Annotated in this window: 19 protein-coding genes; 6 read left to right on the plus strand and 13 right to left on the minus strand. The window is 44.9% G+C overall.

All coding sequences use genetic code 11. The features are described 5' to 3' along the window. Positions 1-314 precede the first annotated feature (314 nt). The 13 genes from ACYRYY_RS03525 to argS form a co-directional block, all read right to left on the minus strand. On the minus strand, positions 315-2972 hold the full coding sequence (locus tag ACYRYY_RS03525) for a tetratricopeptide repeat protein (protein ID WP_460214113.1): 2658 nt from the start codon (positions 2970-2972) through the stop codon (positions 315-317). Next, positions 2972-3094, minus strand: a complete 123-nt coding sequence (locus tag ACYRYY_RS03530) for a hypothetical protein (RefSeq protein WP_460214114.1) — start codon at positions 3092-3094, stop codon at positions 2972-2974. The genes ACYRYY_RS03525 and ACYRYY_RS03530 overlap by 1 nt, the downstream gene beginning before the upstream one ends. Beyond that, complete coding sequence (surE, locus tag ACYRYY_RS03535; RefSeq protein WP_460214116.1) at positions 3081-3848, minus strand: 5'/3'-nucleotidase SurE; 768 nt, start codon at positions 3846-3848, stop codon at positions 3081-3083. Before surE ends, ACYRYY_RS03530 begins: the two co-directional genes overlap by 14 nt. Before the next feature lie 118 nt (positions 3849-3966). After that, on the minus strand, positions 3967-4809 hold the full coding sequence (gene modD, locus ACYRYY_RS03540; protein ID WP_460214118.1) for a ModD protein: 843 nt from the start codon (positions 4807-4809) through the stop codon (positions 3967-3969). A gap of 23 nt (positions 4810-4832) precedes the next feature. Then, complete coding sequence (locus tag ACYRYY_RS03545; RefSeq protein ID WP_460214119.1) at positions 4833-5507, minus strand: molybdate ABC transporter permease subunit; 675 nt, start codon at positions 5505-5507, stop codon at positions 4833-4835. Continuing rightward, complete coding sequence (gene modA, locus ACYRYY_RS03550) at positions 5504-6223, minus strand: molybdate ABC transporter substrate-binding protein (protein WP_460214120.1); 720 nt, start codon at positions 6221-6223, stop codon at positions 5504-5506. The genes ACYRYY_RS03545 and modA overlap by 4 nt, the downstream gene beginning before the upstream one ends. A 234-nt stretch (positions 6224-6457) precedes the next feature. Further along, positions 6458-7201 carry a molybdenum ABC transporter ATP-binding protein gene (locus tag ACYRYY_RS03555; RefSeq protein WP_460214122.1) on the minus strand — a complete coding sequence of 248 codons (744 nt, stop codon included), beginning with the start codon at positions 7199-7201 and terminating at the stop codon, positions 6458-6460. Positions 7202-7275: 74 nt separating this feature from the next. Next, a complete protein-coding gene (locus tag ACYRYY_RS03560; protein ID WP_460214123.1) occupies positions 7276-8067 on the minus strand; it encodes a TOBE domain-containing protein in 792 nt (263 codons plus the stop codon). 206 nt (positions 8068-8273) lie between these two features. Beyond that, positions 8274-8936 carry an isoprenoid biosynthesis glyoxalase ElbB gene (gene elbB / locus ACYRYY_RS03565; RefSeq protein WP_460214124.1) on the minus strand — a complete coding sequence of 221 codons (663 nt, stop codon included), beginning with the start codon at positions 8934-8936 and terminating at the stop codon, positions 8274-8276. A gap of 504 nt (positions 8937-9440) precedes the next feature. Further along, positions 9441-10817 (minus strand): protoporphyrinogen oxidase, encoded by a 1377-nt coding sequence (gene hemG / locus ACYRYY_RS03570; protein WP_460214126.1) that lies wholly within the window; start codon positions 10815-10817, stop codon positions 9441-9443. Between the two features lie 26 nt (positions 10818-10843). Further along, complete coding sequence (locus ACYRYY_RS03575) at positions 10844-12004, minus strand: poly-beta-1,6-N-acetyl-D-glucosamine N-deacetylase PgaB (protein WP_460214127.1); 1161 nt, start codon at positions 12002-12004, stop codon at positions 10844-10846. Then, positions 12001-12732: an SPOR domain-containing protein gene (locus ACYRYY_RS03580; protein WP_460214128.1), complete on the minus strand. Its 732-nt coding sequence runs from the start codon at positions 12730-12732 to the stop codon at positions 12001-12003. The genes ACYRYY_RS03575 and ACYRYY_RS03580 overlap by 4 nt, the downstream gene beginning before the upstream one ends. A gap of 1 nt (position 12733) precedes the next feature. Continuing rightward, a complete protein-coding gene (gene argS / locus ACYRYY_RS03585; protein WP_460214129.1) occupies positions 12734-14383 on the minus strand; it encodes an arginine--tRNA ligase in 1650 nt (549 codons plus the stop codon). Positions 14384-14608: 225 nt separating this feature from the next. Between argS and ACYRYY_RS03590 the strand changes: the two genes are divergently transcribed. The 6 genes from ACYRYY_RS03590 to ACYRYY_RS03615 all read left to right on the plus strand — a co-directional run bounded on the left by ACYRYY_RS03590 (position 14609) and on the right by ACYRYY_RS03615 (position 21267). Continuing rightward, positions 14609-15934, plus strand: a complete 1326-nt coding sequence (locus tag ACYRYY_RS03590; protein ID WP_460214131.1) for a GGDEF domain-containing response regulator — start codon at positions 14609-14611, stop codon at positions 15932-15934. Positions 15935-16042: 108 nt separating this feature from the next. Beyond that, positions 16043-16744: a cell division ATP-binding protein FtsE gene (gene ftsE, locus ACYRYY_RS03595; protein WP_460214133.1), complete on the plus strand. Its 702-nt coding sequence runs from the start codon at positions 16043-16045 to the stop codon at positions 16742-16744. Next, positions 16734-17627 (plus strand): cell division protein FtsX, encoded by an 894-nt coding sequence (locus tag ACYRYY_RS03600; RefSeq protein WP_460214134.1) that lies wholly within the window; start codon positions 16734-16736, stop codon positions 17625-17627. The genes ftsE and ACYRYY_RS03600 overlap by 11 nt, the downstream gene beginning before the upstream one ends. Beyond that, positions 17617-18798 (plus strand): murein hydrolase activator EnvC family protein, encoded by a 1182-nt coding sequence (locus tag ACYRYY_RS03605; RefSeq protein ID WP_460214135.1) that lies wholly within the window; start codon positions 17617-17619, stop codon positions 18796-18798. Before ACYRYY_RS03600 ends, ACYRYY_RS03605 begins: the two co-directional genes overlap by 11 nt. A gap of 5 nt (positions 18799-18803) precedes the next feature. Then, entirely contained in the window at positions 18804-20042 is a 1239-nt protein-coding gene (locus ACYRYY_RS03610) for a S41 family peptidase (protein WP_460214136.1), read from the plus strand. Continuing rightward, positions 20035-21267 (plus strand): divergent polysaccharide deacetylase family protein, encoded by a 1233-nt coding sequence (locus ACYRYY_RS03615; protein ID WP_460214137.1) that lies wholly within the window; start codon positions 20035-20037, stop codon positions 21265-21267. The genes ACYRYY_RS03610 and ACYRYY_RS03615 overlap by 8 nt, the downstream gene beginning before the upstream one ends. The last annotated feature ends 2 nt before the right edge of the window (positions 21268-21269 follow it).

Genomic DNA, 21269 nt, shown 5'->3' on the forward strand with positions numbered 1-21269 from the left:
AAACCACATCCTGTGTTTTTTGCCTACACGCTCGCACCCTGCAAAGCAAGGTTTCGCTTCGCACGGCGCAACTCCATCCATGGAGTTGTGTTACAATACTATTTATTCAAAAAACTACATCCTGTGTTTTTTGCCTACACGCTCGCACCCTGCAAAGCAGGGCTTCGCTACGCACGGCGCAGTCTCTTTATTTAATAATCCAAAATTTTCCATCCATGGAAATTTTGACTACACGCTCGCACCCTGCAAAACAGGGCTTCGCTACGCACGGCGCAACTCCATCCATGGAGTTGTAATATTTAGTGTTTTCAGCGTTATTTGCCGCTGAGTTTTTTCTCCAGAACCTTAGCCTCTTTGGTTTTACCGAGCTTCTTATATATATCGACAGTTTTTCTCAAACTTTGTTTAGCATATTTTGATTCAGGGAAGAGATAATAGCTTTTCATATACATGGCTGCCGCCTCTTCGGACTGCTTTTTCTCCTCAAGCACCCTGCCCTGATTAAAGTATGCACCGGGCATTATCGCAACATGCTTGCTGGCGAGCATATCCTTGACTACCTGTTCATTTTTAACAAGTTCGGCACCGCCGAGAAGAGAAAGATACCTATCCATTGCTGTGTAATATAAATCAGTGTCCTTCTCTTTAAAATATTCAGCAGATTTCAGTACATCAGCCGGATTTTTGGAGACTTCGGCTATTTTGCTGTTGGCAAGCTCCCTGAACCTGTCAGACTCGGTAAGCTCTTTATATATCTTAACAGCGGCGGCGGAGTCCTTTGCCTCCGTGCAGTCTGCTTTGAGGAAAAGAGCATCCTCTCTCGATTCACCCATAGCCATGAGCCTGTCCGCATCGGCGATGCACTGCTCAAGCCTGCCTGTATTTTTAAACAGCCTGCCGCGCAGAAGATACCCCTCACGGGTGTATTGCGAATCGGGGAACTCACTGAAAAACCGATTGACCATCTTTGTGGCAAGGTCAATCTCTTTAAGATCTATGGCAAGCCTTGCTGCCTGAATAAGCAGAAAGTCTTTTCTCTCAAACGTACCCAGTCCGGTAAGGGACATTTCGCCTGTTTTAAGGAACTCTGTCTTCATATTTCTTGCCGCATAGCCGGAGAGAAGACCGTAAACAGAGTCGAATATTGCATAATTTTTAGCTATGAGACTGCGGTAAATCGGTTCTGCGTCCTGATACCTTTTCAGCGAAGTGTAAACCTTGGCTCTGAGAAGCAGGTTTTTCGGCTCGCTGTTTGTGGCATCAAGAAGCTCAAGCACACGCTTGTAATCACCTGCAAGGAAGAGGTTTTCAGTGAGCGTGTCGAAAAACTTCATATCAGAGAAGTGTTTTCTGTATATCAGCACTGCTTCTTCGTTCATATCAAGTTTAAGATATGTAAGCATCAGCAGGTAATCTGTCTCCGCTTCGGGATTGGGAACTTTTTTAAGCTCTGCAAGTGCGCCTTCAAAATCCTTTTTATTATAAAGAATAGCCGCACGGAGCTTTGAAGCCTTCTCGCCCTGAATATTGCCTATGAAGCCTTCTGCTTCTTCATATTTCTGCCCGCCGATACTTATCTCAGCCTTAAGGAGCTTACAGTCGTCAGTGAAGCAGTCCTCCACAAGCATAAGCGCATCCGCTGTTCTGCCCCGCAGATAGTATATCTGTCCGAGAACATAGCGGGCTATTTTTTCTTTTCCATTATCTTCGCTGGAGTCTATGTATTTCAGGAGGAGGAACTCGGTTTTTGCAATATCCATACGGAAATAAGCTATACCTCTGTAGAAGTATGCGCTTTCAATAAGTTCCCTGTTGAAAATTATGCTGTCCAGACGGCGCACGGCACTACGGTAATCCTTTCCTGCCATTGCAGAAAGCCCGTTATAATAGTTTACGAAGTCTTTGTTTGCGTTTTTATTGAACTTGATCCGGTCTCCGAACGATGCATCAAGAGCAGGAAACATATTTGATACATAGAAGAAAAACACGTTCAGCCTGTTTTCATCCACCTTCAGAAGAGCAGTAAGCTCCGCTGCCTTGTTGACATTCTTATCCAATATTGCAAGCTTTGCATTCAGGACGTTTTTCGCCTCGCCTTCAGGCATAGAGCCGACAAGTTTAGCTGCTCCGGCTTTGTCACCCCTTGAGATAAGCGTATCTGCTATAAGGGGCGCAGTATTAGCAGAAGCTTTATCCGCAAGCCTGGCCACGGCATCCGGTTTACCGAGGAGATAATCCGCCACCACAGCAAAGTCATACATATACGGATGTTTTTCAAAAAGCTCTTTCCGGCTTGATGCAGCAGCCTCTATTTCGGCATACTCTTTTCTCTGCATGAGAGAGTAGAGGTATGTATAAAGGGAATATTCGGTGAATTTTGCCTGTTCTTTTCCCGCCGCTATAACTGCGGGGTAGTTTTTTGTCTGGAAATAATAGGAAAAAAGGCTGTCAGACGCTATGTCCCCTGCGGCTCCGCCGGATTTTATCACACCTTTGAGGATATCAGAACCGCCTGAGAGGTTGCCTGTTTCCATCAGAGAAAGACCGTAAAGCAGTGTGCATTCCTGCTCGTAAGGAGTGCCTGCCAGCTTCAGTTTATATCTGCCGTAGGAGTCAATTACCTGAATATACTCCTTACGGATAAAGTTTTTTACAATGTTGTTCCGGTAAGCTCTTTCACCTACAAAAACAGATGAAAGGCTTGTGCCGAAACTGCCGGAATACATGCCGCCGGGTTCAGCGGATGTGTATTCCTTCTCCTGGGTGTTTTCCAGCTTAAAGCTTTCCTGCTGTATATAAGTATCAAAGCCGGAAGCCACATTAAACGAAAGCGACACATCCATATAAGACGGCGCAACGCTGAACTTGGAAATATCTTCGCCTGTAAACGCAAATTCAGGGATGAGAACATCCGCAAAAGATGCTGAAGCGGCAAAAACAAATAACAGACAGGAGAAAATCAGCTTTTTCATTATTCGCTTTCGGTTTTCTGATCCGGCGATGTAGCGTCAGAGCATCCGCCCTCACATCCCACTATACCGCTGAAAATTGAAACAGCTACGACAAGAACCATAAAAAGTCTAGTTAATTTCACCGCCGTCCTCCATTGATTTTAATTTATTATAAAGCCCGTGGTGCGTCATATCAAACATAAGAGGAGTAACGCTCACATATCCCTGTGAAACCACATAATCATCCGATTCCTCACGGTCGTCTCGTCTGTATTCCTCACCTGTCAGCCAAAAATACCTGTTCCCCTTGGGGTCTTCCCTCACAGCGAAACTGTCGAGAAATTTAGTATTTCCCTGAACAGCATATTTCCAGCCTTTAAGGTCTTCATATTCATGGGGTGGAACATTTATATTGAGGAGTATTCCGTTATCAGTTTCCATTTTATAGAGTTTTCTGGCGAAAAAAGCCCCGACTTTGGCAGCAGGCTCAAAATTACGGCATCGTTTGGAGGCAAGGCTCACGGCTATGGATTTTATACCGAGCATGGCTCCTTCCGTAGCGGCGGAAACTGTGCCGGAGTAAATAACATTGGTAGCAACATTCGCTCCGTGGTTGATCCCGGAAACGACAAGATCAGGCTTTTCAGCCAGAATATTTGAAAGGGCTATTTTAACACAGTCAGCAGGAGTTCCCTTAACCGCAGTGCCGAAAAATTTGCCGTATCGGTAAAACTCCTCAGTGCGGAGAGGATCATAAATAGTAATAGCGTGCCCCACTGCGGACTGTTCCGTCAGAGGTGCAACAACGGTGACGTCAGCAAATTCCGACAGTTTCAGATAAAGCTGATAAATACCGTCGGAGTATATGCCGTCATCGTTGGTAAGAAGAATTTTCATAAATCACCCGTAGTCTGCGGCATATGCTCAAAAACAGCACTCCGCAATTAAACCATACATGAAGCGGCGAGTTTTTTCAAGCGGGTCAATTGTTAGGAAAATTATAAATCAACAAAGTTCACAGCGGACGCATAACAACTTCAATGTCAGCAGGCTTGCCCCAGTAGACAGACGAAGTCACGGCGACATCTATCCCTGTAAGAGCATATTCCTCCGCATTAGAAGCATTTACACCGCCTGCGGCAGCTATAATAATATGCGGATATTCAGCTTTTATAAGTTTAATCCATTCCTTAAGAGTTTCGGGCTTAACTTTGTCAAACTGTATGTTTCCCGCCCCCGCCTTTGCGGCACGCAGAGCAGCATCAAGAGAATCAGCCTCAACAGCGGGTTTTTTCTCAGGAAGTTTGGAGCATGCTTTTTCAAGTGCGGCGTAGGCATCACTCTCTTTTTCAAAAAAAACAGAATGATTTTCAAACATAAGAAAAGTTTCAGAAAGACCGAGTCTGTGAGGAACGGCGCCGCCGGCTTCCACTGCATTCATGCAGATTGTTTTAGCTCCGGGAAGGCTCTTTCTGGTACATGCAACCACAACGGCCGGATTGCCTTTTTTCGCATTGTCCACGATCTCCCTCGTGCGGGTAGCTATGCCTGATGCGTATTCCATAATGTTCTGCGCAACCTTCCAGCCCGTATGGAGCTGTCCTGCTGTGCCTTTTGCCGTCATAAAAAGGGTCCCGGCTTTGACTTTGCTGCCGCTGTTATAAATGATCTCAGGCTCGGTTCCGGCTTTTTTAAGAACTGCAAAAGCTTCTGAAACACCGCCCAAAACGCAGTCAAACCTTGCTCTGAACTCCATAATTCCGCTGACGTGGGCGATCCCCATTGCTTCAGTTGTTATATCACCGTAGGGAACATCTTCTGATAATAGTCTTTCAATAAGCTGATCGTAAATAATCAAAACAAACCTCCTTATAAGGCAGATCAGAGTGCGGAGAGCTTTTTAAGGGAAAAGAACACCGCCAGAGATATGCTCCCCAGCAGTATACAAAGAAAAGCTGCTCCGGTAAAGTCGGCATCCATGACAGAGTTGTATATCTCAAGGGAGACTGTGTTGGTTTTACCTATGAGGTTTCCGCCTACCATGAGCGTTATACCCACTTCACCAAGGCTTCTGCCCGCAGCAAGTATCAACCCTGCACCGAGGCTTCTTTTTACCGACGGAATCACAACGAGAAAAAAAGTCTGAAGCTCTGTCTTGCCGAGAGTTCTTGCAGCTTCTGCGAGTTTAAGCACTTCACGCTCAATAGCAGACTGAACAGGTTTTACCACAAGGGGAAGCCCGGCTATAAATGCCGCTATCACAACGCCTTTTTCAGTAAAAATAATGTCCGGGCTCACAGCACCGCCGGTAAGAGAAGCTATTATCCCATTGCGCCCAAGGAGATAAAGCAGAATAAACCCTGTTCCCACAGGGGGGAAAACAAGGGGGAGCGTCACCAGAAAGTCGATAAATCCTGACACTATTCCTTTGTTTTTACCAAGGTAGTAGCCGAGGACAAGCCCTGCCGCACAGTGAAGTACAAGGGCAGCAAGGCATGTTCTTGCGGTTAGCAGAATGCTGAAAACTATATTTTCATCATTCAGTATATCGATCATAAGCCGTGTTTTTTCGCTATTTCGGCGGATTTAGAGTCTGCAAGGCAGCTTTTCAGTTTAGCAACGGCAGAATCGTTTTCATTTCCTTTAAGAAATCCGGCAACTATGGGAATTTCTGTGTATCCTTCATTTATTTCGATATAACCGCCTATTTTGTCAGCTATACCCATGGTATCGGTGAGATTTGAGAAACCTGCGTCAACTTCGCCTGTGGCTACATATGAATTAACCTGTGGAACAGTGGCTACAACCATCAGCTTGTCCTTAACCTTGTCAGCAAGACCGCTGTTTTTAAGGTACTCTGTTCCGGCTATGCCGTAGATCGCTTTTTCTGTGTTGGGAATTGCTATGCGTTTAATCTTGTCAGAGGTTATTTCATCTACTGATTTAATATCCAGACCCTTTTTCCATGCCAGAACAAGCTTGCCTTTTCCTATGGGCTGAAAATCAGCTATTTCGAGTTTGGCTCTTGTGAAAAAATTTTTATCACCTATCACAACAGGGATAAGACCGCTTGCCCTAACCTGTGCGATAACTTGTCCAAGGTTGCCGAAAGACATATTAACCTTGATCCCTTCCTTTTGTTCACAGTAAGCTGCCATCTCTGTAACAAGCTTTCTGTAACCTGCTCCTGCCGCCACTGTTACTTCTTCTGCGGCAAATGCGCTTGCGGACATAATAAAAATGACAGCAATTACGATAAACTTCTTCAACATAAAACCATACCTCCTTTATTGATAATAAAAAATTCCCCATCCATGGAAATTTTTATACACGCTCGCACCCTGTAAAACAGGGCTTCGCTACGCACGGCGCACGCTCTTCATACAATAATCCAAAATTTCCCATCCATGGAAATTTTGAATACACGCTCGCACCCTGCAAAGCAGGGTTTCGCTACGCACGGCGCAACTCCATCCATGGAGTTGTCTTTATAATTCCCGGGAAATTTACGAGACTCGTAAACGTCTGTTGGGAACAATAAACTTTTTTGAGAATTCAGCAGAGCAATAAGGGCATATTTCCTTTTCAGGTTTATGAAAAACTTCATTCACCGTACCGCAGGAAACAGCCTTTCCACTTTTAAGAACAACAACATAATCAGCAAGACGGATCATTTCATCATATGAGTGAGTCACCATAATTACAGGGATCCCGCTTGCCATGGGAAGTTTGCCTATGAACGGGATAAGCTCATCTTTTCTTTCCGAGTCAAGGGAACTCATCGGCTCGTCCATTAAGAAGATTTCGGGATTAGAAAGCAGAGCCCGACCAATAGCAACCCTCTGCGATTCTCCGCCTGAGAGGAACACAGGCTTTCGCTTAAGAAGGTGGGCTATACCAAGAAGCCTTACTGTTTCATCAAATCCCAAGGATTTTTCTTCCTTTCTGCTTGCAAACAAAAGGTTTTTCTTAACTGAAAGATATGGAAAAAGACGTTTATCCTGAAAGATATAACCGCATTTACGCTGTTCGGGAGGGAGATTGATTTTTTCCTTTGAATCAAAAAAGACCTTACCGTTCACAGATATATGCCCCTCATCAGGGGTCAGAAGTCCCGCTGCCATGTTTATCAGGCTGGTTTTGCCAGCGCCGGAATGACCGTAAAAAACTGTTATTCCAGTGCTGGGAATCTGGACATTTACATCTATAAGTGTTTGTCCAAGCTGTTTTCTTACATTTATCTCCAACATAGACGCCTCCGGATACAAGTGTATTGTCCGTAATAAAACGGCTCAATACACTTATGAAATTCTGGTTACCGGGATTAGTCGTTGACGCCTATAATGACAGAGGAAGCCTTAAATGCGCCGGAGATTTTGCTGCCTTTCTTCAGCCCGAGCGCTGCGAGTGATTCTTTGGTGATAACACCTGTCAGCTCACTTCCGCCTTCAAGTTTGATTGTTACGAAGGCATTAACTTCACCTGCATCAAGGTCCTCAACTGTACCCGTAAGGAAGTTTCTCACACTGAGCTTTCCTTTTATGGAAGGGTCGGAAATTATTACGGATGAAGCCTTAACCATAGCAAAAGCTTCTCCTCCGACTTTAAGTCCAAGCCTTTCAACGCTTGTTTTTGTGATTGTAGCGGCAATCTCATCACCGCCTTTGAGTGACACGATCACTTCTGCGTTTACCTTACCGAGATTAATTTCTTTGATTTTTCCGAAATACTGGTTTCTTACGCTTGTTTTCATACTTAGCCTCCGCAAAGCTATCAGGAGTTCGTCCAAGTCATGAATGTTCTCCTGTATCTCAGACATAATGCTGCTCAATTTATTGTTTACAAGATCATATGAAGTAATTAACTTCATGCCGTATGGGCTTAATTCTGCCCCGCCGCCGCCGGCTCCGCCTGTCTTTTTCAGAACAAGCGGGTTTTCGCTGACTTCGTTCATAAGCTGTATCGCATCCCAAGCTGCTTTATAGCTGAGCCCGACATGCTTTGCCGCCTGCGATATTGACCCTGTTTCATCCACTGCTTTAAGAAGTTTTATTCTGCCTGCGCTGATAAAAAAATTATCTGCCGCATCAAAACCGAGTTCGCCTTTAATCTTCATGAGAAGTTCCCGTTATATACATCGGTACATAGCGTTATATACCCTAAATACCTGTGTGTCAATACTCCGTTCACTGGACAATTATTTTTTTCAGCCCTTTAAAAACATTATCCGGATACCCCGCTGAAACTGTATTGCGGAATATCCGGATTAAATTAGTCTTTCGGTCTGTAGCAAAAAATATCAACCGTAAAACGGCTTGCCTTTTATATCATAGCCAAAAGTTTTTTAACTGTTTTCTCTATTCCTTCAGCTACTTCCGGTATACTCTGCCCCAGCATGTAGGCTGGTGAGGAGACTATCTTATTTTTTTCATCCGCCACAAAATCCTTTACAGAGCAGTTAACATGCGCCACGCCGAAAGTTTCAACAGCCTCTGCCGTTCCTTCGTCGTTGCCGATGGTAACAGATGTCTTTATACCCGTTCCCGCAAGGGCTTTGGCGACCACCACGGGTGCTATACATATAGCTCCAAGGGGCTTCTTAGCCAGAACAGTTTCACGCACTATACGCAGAACTTCAGGGTTAATGCCGCAGTCAGCTCCTTTTACTGCAAAATCAGTAAGATTCTTCGCAGTTCCGAAACCGCCGGGAAAGATAAGAGCATCAAAATCGCTCACTTTTACATCCGCAAGATTCCTGATGTCTCCTCTGCATATTCGTGCTGCTTCAGTAAGAACATTTCTTTTTTCCCCTTCAGCGACCTCACCTTTGAGATGATCAACAACATGCAGCTGGTCAATATCGGGAGCCATGCAGATTGTCTCCGCTCCGTTTTTCTGAAGAAAATACAGAGTAAGAACAGCCTCGTGTATTTCGGCTCCGTCAAAAACTCCGCAGCCGCTTAAAACAACTCCGACTTTCGGCATTGGGCAAAAACCTCCTACTTAATAACAAAAATCCGAGCGTCCTGCCGGATTTTTGTACACGCTCGCAGGCGGATAAACCGCCCTTCGCTACGCACGGCGCAGTCCCGTCCTGTGGGACTGGGAAATAACAAAAATCCGCACATTCTGCCGTTTTTTTGTGCATGCCTACAGACTGATAAACCACCCTTCGCTACGCACGGCGCAGTCCCGTCCGGTGGGACTGGGGAATAACAAAAATCCGCACACCCCGCCAGTTCTTTGAACATTCTCACGGGCGAACAAGCGAACCTCCGCTACGCACGGCGCAGTCCCGTCCTGTGGGACTGGGGAATAACAAAAATCCGCACACCCCGCCAGTTTTTGTACACGCTCACAGGTGAACAAGCAAACCTTCGCTTCGCACGGCGCAGTCCCGTCCTGTGGGACTGGGGAATAACAAAAATCCGCACACCCCGCCAGTTTTTGTACACGCTTGCACCACAAAAGCAGCGCAGTCATTCTATTCTAACTTGCCTGTCCCTGTTTTTCAAGTGAACGGGTGATTGATTCGGTAATCTCAAGGCTTCTTCTCGTGCAGTCATTAAGAGCTATGCCGCAAAGGACATTTCCGCCCACATAAATCCCGCCAATTCTGCCACATATTTCCTCCACCGACTTAACCTTTTCAGAGTGTCCGGGGTAATACTGGGGAATAGCCTTATCCCAGCGAAAGTGTTTGTGATGAACGGGTTTTGCCTTGATACCCAAAGTATCCTTAATTTCATTAAATGCTATGTCCACAAGTTCTTCATCACTTTTCGACATGAGAGATCTGCCCTGATCCGTATCTCCGCCCATGATGACTCTCACGAGTTTTTTGTCTTTGGGTCTTCTTGACGGGAAAATTGATGAAGTAAAAAGCGCTCCGAGAATTTTCTTATTCTCAAGCTTGGGAATGAGATAGCCGAAACCGTCAAGGTCGTTTTCAACATCTTCTTCATTGAAGCCCAGTCCGGCAACAAAAGCAGGAGAATAAGGAATACTGTCCATAATATCTGCAAGCTCTTTATCAAGTGTTTTTAAGAACTTAGCCGCTTCATAAGCTGGTGCGGCGGAAACAACAGAGTCAAAATAGTATTCCCCTTGTGATGTAACAAGTCTGAAGCCGTTTTCACCCTTATGAACTTCGTTAACTGCGCATCCTTTGATTATCTCAACGCCGGAACATTTTTCTTCAAGGTCATTAATACCCTGCATCAGACCGCCGATATATGATGTAAGCGCTCCGCCGGGACCGGCCGGACCGCTTTTCTTTTTTGGTTTTTTCAGCATCCCTTTGAAGAGACCGCCGTATTTTGACTCAAGCTCGCAGATAACAGGAAATGCTGATTTAAGACTCAGCTTGGCAGCATCTCCGGCAAATACGCCCGAAACCATAGGTGCAATCATGAAATCCGCCGCTTCCTGACCAAGTCTGCGTATTGCAAACTCCTGAACAGTTTCATCCTTTTCGTCCTTCTTCTGAGGAACAAAAAGCTCACCCATCAGACGTATTTTTCCTTTCAGAGTAACAAGATCCGTTTTGAAAAAAGCCCCTGCTTTTTCCGGCACTCTGATAATCCTGCCGTAACGCATGATGAAGCGCTTGCGTGCAGCGTCATTGCTTCTTAAAAGCCTGTCGCCAAGTCCTGCATCCTGAAAAAGCTGAACAGTGTGCGGCTTGCTGTCCAGAAAGCCGTTAGGTCCTGCTTCGATGGTGAATCCGTTTTCAGTAGCTGTTCCTATACACCCGCCAAGTCTTTCATCTTTTTCAAAGAGTGTTACAGAAACGCCTTCAACTCTTGAAAGCCAGAATGCTGCGGACAAGCCCGCAATTCCTCCACCTATAATACCTACTTTCATAAATAAACCTTCCTTCTTTTGACCTGCTAAAAGCATTGCCCGAATACTTCGGATGCTTTGTTTACAGGTACTATTGCCTTGCTGATACTGCCGTATGAATCTATCAGGCGGCAAATATCCTCAAGTTCTCTGCGGTCTATGCCGCTTTTATCTGCCCACGAAACCCTTTGGAGCTTCATGAGAATTCTGTTATTATCATCTACTTTGGAGACAAGCCCCGAAAGCATTCCGTTCACATATTCTTTAGTGCTGTCATAATCAAGGCTCATTTCTCTGCGTATTTGATCGTGATAGCTCATCACAGCAAGATAGTCAAAGCCTGCTTCGAGGAGCATATCAATTGACTGGGAGTACCAGCTAATCCCTTTCATTTCATCCGCCGGAGTTTCGTAGTATATATTGGCTGCAAAACGCACTGAAGGATTACGGACAAGCACAGCCTGCCTTAACTCGCTGAAAAACTCTGCCATTTTCCTTGTTTTCCAGTTTGCCCAGGGGATATATGTCTCATTACACCCGCCGGGGATCTTGGTAAGGTTCTCACGCTCCAGGCAGCCGAAGAGATCCGATGCGGTCAGCATAACACCTGAATCCATATAATAAGCATGCAGAGCTGACAGGCTTGCCCCTTCACGGTAACGCATGATGAAATCATCCTGAAAGAGTATGCCGTCGATATCGTATGCCGCCAAATCCTCAAACAGACGAACAAGCTTACGCCGTACGGCGGACATAAAGATACTGGCACCATAGCCTTCGCCTGTACCCTGCCCGTCGGCAAAGGTTTTCTCCATAAGTAAGGGTGTTTTCAGAAACGACAGAGTGCGGGTCGCCATCCAAGCATAAAGCTTTATGCCCCGTTTATGCGCCTCTTCTGTCATTGTTGCAAGAATATCATCAACAACACAGGCTTCATCAGTTTTGAAATATACGCCAGTGCTGCATTCGCTTTTTTTAAGGAAATGATATCTGTCTATGGAGTTATGAAAAACACGGAAAAAAACCGTGTTGCCTCCCTGCTTTTTCACCTCATCAAAGAAACGGCCCGGATCATTTTCGTATGCAGGGTCAAGTACAAACACCTGAACCCCGTTAAGAAGCGGGCGGGTCTTATCTATCAGCGTAACGGAGCCGGCGTAAAGATACGCAGGCAAAAGCAGTATGAGCAGCATTATTATATGTTTCATGGCCCAGACTTTACCACTATCGGGTCAAGGCGGTACTTAGCCTTAACTGCGTCCCGCTTTTTGGCAGCTTCCTCATAGGTCGCACTGGGGAGGCAGCGGAGTCTGTACCACACTCCCTTTGCTCCCAGATCTATTTTAACATAGTAAATATCAGGAAAGCTTTTCTTCAGCCTGTTCATTTCCGATTTAGCAGTAGCTTCGTCCTTAAATGCCGCAAGCTGAAGCACATAAGCCCCTTTGGCAGCGGGCTTTGGAGCTTCCTTCTTAACGGGTGCAGAAGCCGGCTTCGGCTTTGGTTCCGGCTTTTTCTCAACCGGTTTTGCCACAGGTTTGGGAGGTTCCGGCTTCTTTTCCACAGGCTTTGCCGCAGAAACAGGTTTAGGAGCAGCGGGTTTTTCCGGCTCTTTTTTTACAACTGGCTTAGGAGCAGGTTCGGATTCCGGCTTTTTTTCAGCCTTATCCTCCTGCGGGGCAGGTTCTTCGCCTGCGGCACGCTCAGAGACATCAACATCTCCGTTTTCCCCAAGTTTATAAGTAATTTCTCCGCCGGATGAAGGGTCGGTCATTTCATCGGGATTTTCCACAGGTTTTTGAGCGATAGTAATTTTAGACGGTTCGGACATCTTCTCTGTCACATAAACAAAGAAATACGCCGCCAGTCCGAAAAGCAGAAAGAACAGAAAAACCGACTGTATCTTCCTGCCGAAGTTGTCCCTGCTGTCCGACAAGTTACATCCTTTCCGGCGCACTCACTCCAAGGAGATCAAGACCAAAGCGCACCGCAGCGGCAACACCCGCACAGAGGTTTAGTCTCGCTCCGGAGAGTTCTGGATTTTCCGGATTTATAATAACATTATTGTAATAGTAGGAGTGGAATGCAGATGCCAGCTCCTGAAGGTAATAAATTATCCTGTGCGGCTGATGGTGAAACGCCGCAGTTTCAACGATCCCTTTCATTTCGTACAGTTTTCTTATTATCTCTTTCTCTTCATCAAGTTCAAGAAGGTTAAGGTTTGTCCCCTTCTCCCACTTAAGCCCCTGTTCCTCCGCCTTGGCATACAGTCCGTAAACCCTTGCGTGGGCGTACTGAACATAATACACAGGGTTGTCGGAGGTACGTTTTTTGGCAAGGTCTATATCAAAATCGAACTGCGCTTCAAAGTCCCGCATAAGGTAGAAAAACCTTGCCGCATCCACGCCTATTTCATCGATAAGCCATTTCAGGGTTATAAACTCACCCGCACGGGTGGACATTGATGCCCTTTCGCCGTCTTTTATCAGGTTTACCATCTGTATGAGGGAAACATTAAACTCGAAATCCTCAACGCCGAGGGAATGCACTGCGGAGGAGAGCCTTTTCACATAACCGTGGTGGTCTGCTCCCCATACATCAATACTTGTTCTTATCCCTCTTCTGTATTTATTTCGGTGATATGCTATGTCGGAGGCAAAATAGGTATATTCACCGTTCTGACGTTTCACAACCCTGTCTTTATCATCTCCGAATTTTGTGGATGCGAACCACACAGCACCTTCACTGTCATAGACATGACCAAGGCTGCGGAGTTCAGCGAGACATTCCTCAACCTCTCCGCTTTCATAGAGAGATTTTTCGCTGAACCATCTCTGGAAGGAAACACGGAATTCCCTGAGGTCAGCCTCTATTCCGCTTCTTATATCCTCCAGACCGTATTCAAAAGCGATTTTCAGCGCCTGTGCCTCATCCATCGAAAGAAGTTTGTCGCCGTGTATCTTCCGAAGCTCGCCTGCTATATCAGTGATATAGTCTCCTTTGTAGCCGTCTTCAGGAAACTCAACATCACGCCCGCACACCTGAAGATAGCGGACATAGATGCTTTTACCGAGGTTGCTCATCTGTTTTCCGGCATCGTTGACGTAGTATTCAGTGGATACATCAAACCCTGCCGCTTTGAGTATTCTCGCCAGACTGTCACCATAAGCGGCATTACGGCCATGACCAATATGCAGGGGACCTGTGGGATTGGCGCTTACAAACTCAACCATAACTTTTCTGTTTCCGCCAACCTCAGATTTAAAAGGAGCATCGGAAGCTATGCAGTCACGAAGGAGATCCGTATAGAAAGTCTTTGATATTGAGAAGTTTATAAAACCAGGACGTACAGGCTCGCATTTTTCTATCAGCGGGTGCTTCATTTTTGCAGCAATGTCTGATGCAATGTCAAAAGGATTCTTTCTCATAGCTTTTGAGAGCTTAAGCGCTGTATTCGCCGCAAAATCGCCGTGTTCCTTATTATTCGGGACTTCTACAGTGTATTCAGGAAGTTCGGCTTCAAACCCGCCTTCTTTTAATATTTCTTCAACAGCTTTATCAATAAGGGATTTTATTACAGCCTTCAAATTACGTCCTCCGGATTTTCCTTGAAAAGCAAATAGTATCAGGTTGAAAAACCAAATTCAAGAGATGAATGGAGAACATTAAACGCAAACAGCGAAGGAGCTTGCGGACAAATTAAAGCTCTTCAATGTAATAGACAATTTTTCCTATTTCAGGTAAATTAGTTAAATATACACTCTGAATGGTGTAGAATATTATTAGACAGATTATACAAGCGGGGTTTTGCAGTGATAGAAGCGGAAAGCGGGCTGATTGATAAGCTCTCCATACTTTATGTCGAAGATGAGGATTCAATAAGGGAACGGCTATCCAGATTCCTCCAGAGGCGCACGCAGACTCTTTATCAGGCTTCCAACGGGCGGGAAGGTCTTGAAATGTTCCTCGAATACAAACCCGATATTATTATAACAGATATCCGCATGCCTGTGATGGACGGGTTGAGCATGGCGGAACAAATACGTGAACACAACGCCGACATTCCTATTATTATAACAACCGGACATAATGATGAAGAATTCTTCCTGCGCTCCATTGACATCGGCATAGATAAATACATCAAAAAACCCATTAACTTTAAAGAGTTTATACAGATTCTCGCACGGACTGCGAAAACAGTTATCCAGCAGAAGGAACTGGAAGCTAAAAACCAGTTTATCAAAACGATTCTGGATATTAACCCGCAGATGCTCCTTATTACTGACGGCGAAAAAATATCTTATCTCAATAAGTCATTCCTGAAATTCATAAAATGCGAAAGCATAGAGCAGTTTCAGGATAAGTACGGCTCCATAGACTATTTCCTGATTGAAAAAGAAGACAGTTTTTACAGAAACAGACCCTTCAGCGAATGGGTAAAAACAGTTGTGAACGAAACTGACAAAGATCATATGCTTATCATGACAGGGGACTTGCAGCACAAAGACCCTAACAATTCAGACAATGCATCATTCATGATAAGAGTGAACAGGGTCCCCGGACACCCCGAATGGCTGCTCAGTTTCAGCGATATCACTAAACTTGAGCAGGAAAAAGAGCTGTACATGGTTATGTCTAATCAGGATTACCTGACGGGCATTTTCAACAGAAAGAAATTTTATGATGAGCTGAACAAGGAAATTGACCGTGTACGGAGATACAACCAGAAACTCAGCGTTATCATGTTTGATGTTGACCACTTTAAAATGGTCAACGATACCCACGGACATCAGGTCGGCGATGTTGTGCTTCAGGAGATATCAGGGATAGTGCAGAGAGCCATCCGCAAGACAGATGTTTTCGCCCGTTACGGAGGCGAGGAATTTACCGTGCTTATGCCCGGAACATCCGGTCAGGGTGCAACAGATATAGCGGAAAGGCTTAGAGCGGAAATTGAAAGCACGCTGTTTCCCCATAAAAGCACAATAACATGCAGCTTCGGTGTTGCGGAAATATCCGAAACTGATAATGCAGACACCTTTGTAAACAAGGCGGACGTTGCACTGTACAAAGCCAAGGACAAAGGCAGAAACAGGGTCGAGGTTTTTGACAGCGGCGGAATCATATGTAAAAAGTAGTAACACCTGCTGTTTTCTGTGATTAACATTTGATATTGTTGTTTTTTACATGTACCATTCATTTCATAGGCGTGCGCATGCACGCCGTATTTTCTCAAGATTTTCGGTATGATAAAATTATACAATGTCAACGTATCCTTTTTTGGCGAAAAGAAAGCTCTGGACGGTGTAAACCTTAAAATCGCCCCCGGTGAATTTCTCTATATTACAGGGGAAAGCGGGGCGGGAAAATCAACACTTCTCCGGCTTATTTACGCAGATCTCAACCCCACCCGCGGCATAGTGATGGTGGACGGTCAGAATGTCAGCAACATGAACCACCGCACAATTCCCTACCTTCGCCGCAGCATAGGCGTTGTGTTTCAGGACTTTAAGCTTCTTGAGGAAAAATCAGTATTTGAAAACCTCCGTATGGCTCTGGAGATTTACTACCTCAAGCCTAAACATATGGAAGAAAAGATATACCCCCTCCTTAAAAAACTTGGGATATTTGTTAAGCGTGACACAATAGTGAAAAAACTCTCCGGCGGTGAAAAACAGAGAGTTGCTATTGCAAGAGCGCTCATAAATGAACCGAAAGTTATCCTCGCTGATGAACCCACGGGAAATCTTGACAACGATAATGCAGACTCCATAATGCGCCTTCTCCTTGAAAACAGGGATAAGGGCTCAACTGTTATTGTCGCCACACACGACCAAAGGCTCATGGAACATTTCCCCGCAAGAATGGTGGAGTTGAAATACGGCAAGATCAAGCATGACAGCCTCACAGGTTCAACTCAGGAAAAGGGGGAAGACGATGAAGATTAGCGTTGTCCTCAAAAGCGGTCTGAGGCTTTTCAGGGAAACTATGTCCCTCAACCTTGCATCAGTGGTGACAGTTATCACTGTCTTGTTCATATACAGCATGTTTGTGATAATCGGCAGCTCTTCCGACTCTTTCCTTAAAGAGATCACAAAGACCGATTCCATGCGGGTCTATGTGAAATCACCCACAAAAACTTCGGTGGATGAGCTTATAAAACAGCTTCAGGAAATCGAAGGCGTCAGAAGCATTTCCTATTACTCGCAGGAAGATGCATTTAATTACCTGAAAGGATCCACTGCAAACATTAATTATCTGGACAAAATTCCACCGGAGCTTTTCCCCGCTTTTATCGAAGTGGCAGTTAAGGATGATTTTCAGGAGATAAGCCGCCTGCGTGAAATGGAGCGCAGAATAATGAGCCTCAGCAATGTTGACGTTGCGAGTTACGGTGAGAAATGGATTCAGAACTTCAGCGATATACGCTCGGCAGTGAAAATCTTCCTCGTTGCCCTGACTATTCTCCTCACCGTTTCTGTGGGGATAATAATCTTTAACACAATACGCTTAAGCCTTTTCCGATACAGAGAGGATATTAAGATATACAACCTTGTGGGCGCCACGAGAACATTCATAGAAATACCCTATGTTATCTGCTCATTTCTGGAGATAACGATCGCATATTTCATATCATCTGCAGTTGTTTACCTGTTTATGCTGTTTATGAATGTGAAGCTTCTTGCCCCGGTGGGCTTAAACTTTATTGTTCTGCCGGATGTGTTCTACTATCTCAAAACATATATCTATCTTGTAGTTATAAGCACTATTGCCAGCACGATAAGCGTTACCTCCTTCCTCAGCAAGGTGAAAAGCATAAATGAATCTTAAAGCTGCCGCCATTGCGCTGATGCTGCTGTTTGCCGCATACGCATCTGCGGATTATTATGAAGACAGGCTTAAGGAAACCAAAGGATATTTAACCGACATAAAAAAACGGCTGGATGAAGAACGCAAACAGATAGACAAAATTGAAAGCACTAAGAAAACCGTTGCGCTCAAGGTGAATAACCTTAATGAAACTCTTGACGTGCAAAGCAAAATGATTGATCAGCTTAACAAAGAATCCGCAGAACTCAGAAAGGATATCCAGACGCTTGACAAGGAAACCTCCCGGCTTAACAGCGAAATAGCCAAAATAAGAGACTCAATAGAAACCAGCAATATCTACCTGATTGACAACATTGAATATGTGAACATAAAGCTTCTTCTTTTCACCAAAGAATCAAGGGACACCATAAAAAACATGGAGATAGTCGAGAACATCAACACAATTCTGATGAAAAGAGCGGAAGACATTAAGACAAAATCTGAACGTCTGGAAGCGGTTAAGACTGAGAAGGAAACAAAATCCCGTGATATTGAGCATCTTCTCCGCATGAAGCAGCGACTTGTAGATGAATATAATACAGAAAAAGTTAAACTGAATCAGCTTGTGGCTGTCATGGAACAGGACAAGGAAAGCAAGCGTGAATACATCAAAATTCTCAATAAAAAACAGCAGGATTTTGAAAAAAAGATGGACCGTATACGCGCTCAGGTCGAGGATGCCAGAAAGAAAGAGAAAGCTGAAGAAGGTGATGCAACCCTCTTCGGCAGACTCAAAGGGAAAATGGATTGGCCTATTAAGGGCGAGATAATTGAATTTTTCGGACCCAAGAAAGTTGAAGGTTTTCAGGGTACAATTCAGAATAAAGGAATAAAAATCAGCCCCTCCGGTCACGGAGACGTGCGGACAGTATTTGAAGGAACGGTAAAGTATGTGGATAACATAAGAGGGTTCGGAAATCTGGTCATAGTCGGACACCCCGGCGCCTATTTCACCCTGTACGCAAACATGAGCAGAGTTAATGTTCAGACAGGAAACAGCGTAGCAGCAGGACAGGCAATAGGCTCCGTTGCTGTTGACCTCCAGCCGGAAACGCCCTATCTTTACTTTGAAATACGTAAACATAACGAAGCCCTTAACCCCTCTGAGTGGCTTAAACCCGTTAGGAGATAAATAAAATGAATTTAAAAAAGAAACTTCTTCCATTCCTCGCAGCGTCAGCGCTTCTTGCTTTTCTTGCTGCTTCAGGAGTATTCATCAAGGATACCGGCACAGCCTCCGCAAAATCCAGCAGATATGAAAATCTGGATTCGTTCACCGAGGTTATGTATCTGATAGAAAGAAACTATGTTGAACCGGTTGAAAACAAGACCCTTGTGGAAGGAGCCATAAAAGGTATGCTTCAGGGACTTGATCCGCACTCCACTTTTTTCACTGAAAAAGAGTACAAAGACTTTCAGGTGGAAACCAAAGGTGAATTTGGCGGACTGGGCATTACAATCGGCATGAGAGACAATATTCTCACAGTTATAGCCCCCATTGAGGATACCCCCGCATTCAGAGCAGGTCTTAAAGCCGGAGACAGAATAATCAAGATAGAAGACAATGCCACTACCGGTCTTTCCCTTGAGGATGCGGTAAACAAGCTCAGAGGCAAGCCGGGAACAGACGTGATGATCACCATTCACAGGGATAATGTTCCCAAACCTTTTGACGTTACCCTCACAAGGGCGATAATCAAAGTTAAGGCTGTCAAATATGATATGATCGGCAAAGATGTTGCCTACATCAGAGTCACACAGTTTAAAGAAGATGTATCAGGCGAAATCAAATCAGCCATAGAGCATATGAGAAAAAATAAATTCAAAGGCATAATAATAGACCTCCGCAACAACCCCGGCGGACTGCTGACAGAAGCAATAAATGTTTCAAGCATTTTCCTCCCCTCCGGCAAAGAGGTTGTCTACACCAAGGACAGAACAGGAAAAGACCAGCATTTCAAATCCTCTGCCTTCACGCTTAGAGAGGAAAAGACTCCCCTTGTTCTTCTTGTAAACGAAGGTTCGGCATCGGCTTCTGAAATCCTTGCGGGAGCAATACAGGACTACAAAAGGGGCGTTCTTGTCGGTAAAAAAACCTACGGAAAGGCATCTGTTCAGTCGATAATACCTCTCAGAGACGGTTCAGCAATCAAGCTTACCACTGCGAAGTATTACACTCCCAACGGCAGAATGATCCATGATAAAGGGATTGAGCCTGACCTTACAGTTGAAGAAATATCCGACAATGTTACACTCACACAGGAAGAGATCGATAAACTCGCAGCTGACATCAGCAAACCCATAATCGATCTTCAGAGAGATGAGCAGCTGAAAGCAGCCGTAGAAAAACTGAGGGAAATGATCAAAAATGGCTGAAAGAAAAAAACCGGCACGGACGCCGAGAAAGCGTAAACCATCAACAGGGGCGGCTAAAAAAGCCGCCTCTTCAAGGCAGCTATATATTCTGGGCGGTGTTCTCGCAGCTCTTTTAGTGCTTCTTCTGGGAGTTTATCTCGGCATGAAAGCCGCCGGAAAAAACGAAACCGCAGAGAAAAGAGAGGTCAAGACTCCCCTCACCTCTGTTCAGGAAGAAGTTGTAACCAAGGACAATAAATCCGCCACAATTGATGAGGCTGACAAGGCTCTCAAACTTGTTATGTTTAATCTCGGCATAGGCAGTGACTCCATAAAATCACGCAAAATGGATGATGGAAGCATACCTGTTGCCACTTACACCTTAAGCCTTCCGAAAGACAGACAAAAGGAACTCACGGCAGAGCTGCAGCCTATGCTTGAAGAGATGGGCTTCAAAACCACTTTAGCCGACAACTTAAGTGCATCAAATGAAAATGGCAATATTATCATAGAATTCCTAATCGAAAAGGTTGAAAAACCCAAAGATATGGATAAGCCCGTTATACTTCCTCCGAATGCGCCGAAGCTTGCTCTTCTTATAGATGACTGCGGCTACAGCGTTCCTCTGGCAAAGAGGCTCGCCGCCATAAAATATCCTGTTACTTTTGCTATACTGCCCTATCTCCCACATGATGCAGAAACGGCAGAAATAGCCCGCAAAGCAGGAAAAACCGTGTTTCTCCACTTTCCTATGGAGCCTCTCTCGTATCCAAGTACTGACCCAGGCAAGGGTGCTGTACTTCTCAATATGCCTCCAAGCATCATAGAAGCACAGGCTGACAACAATGTTAAACAGCTCGGCAGGATTGACGGCTTTAACAACCACATGGGGTCAGCATTCACCGAAAACACCAAGAAAATGGAGCAGGTGCTTGGGTTCATGAAAAAACATACTGACACGTATGTTGACAGTTACACCTCCGGCAAGTCAGTCGCTTATGACGTATGTCTGAAAGAGGGAATGAAATGCGGTCAGAACAGAAAATTTATTGACAACGAAAACAACGAAACATATATCAGAAAAAAAATCATGGAAGGCGTTGCTCTTGCAAAAAAGAACGGCAGCGTCATCATGATCGGGCACCTGCGGGATGAAACAATAAGCACGCTTGAAAAATATCTCGGTGATATTGAAAAAGCAGGGGTTCGCATAGTTTCCATCAAGGAACTGGCTCATAAAAAATAACA

The organism is Geovibrio sp. ADMFC3 (genome assembly GCF_054687035.1).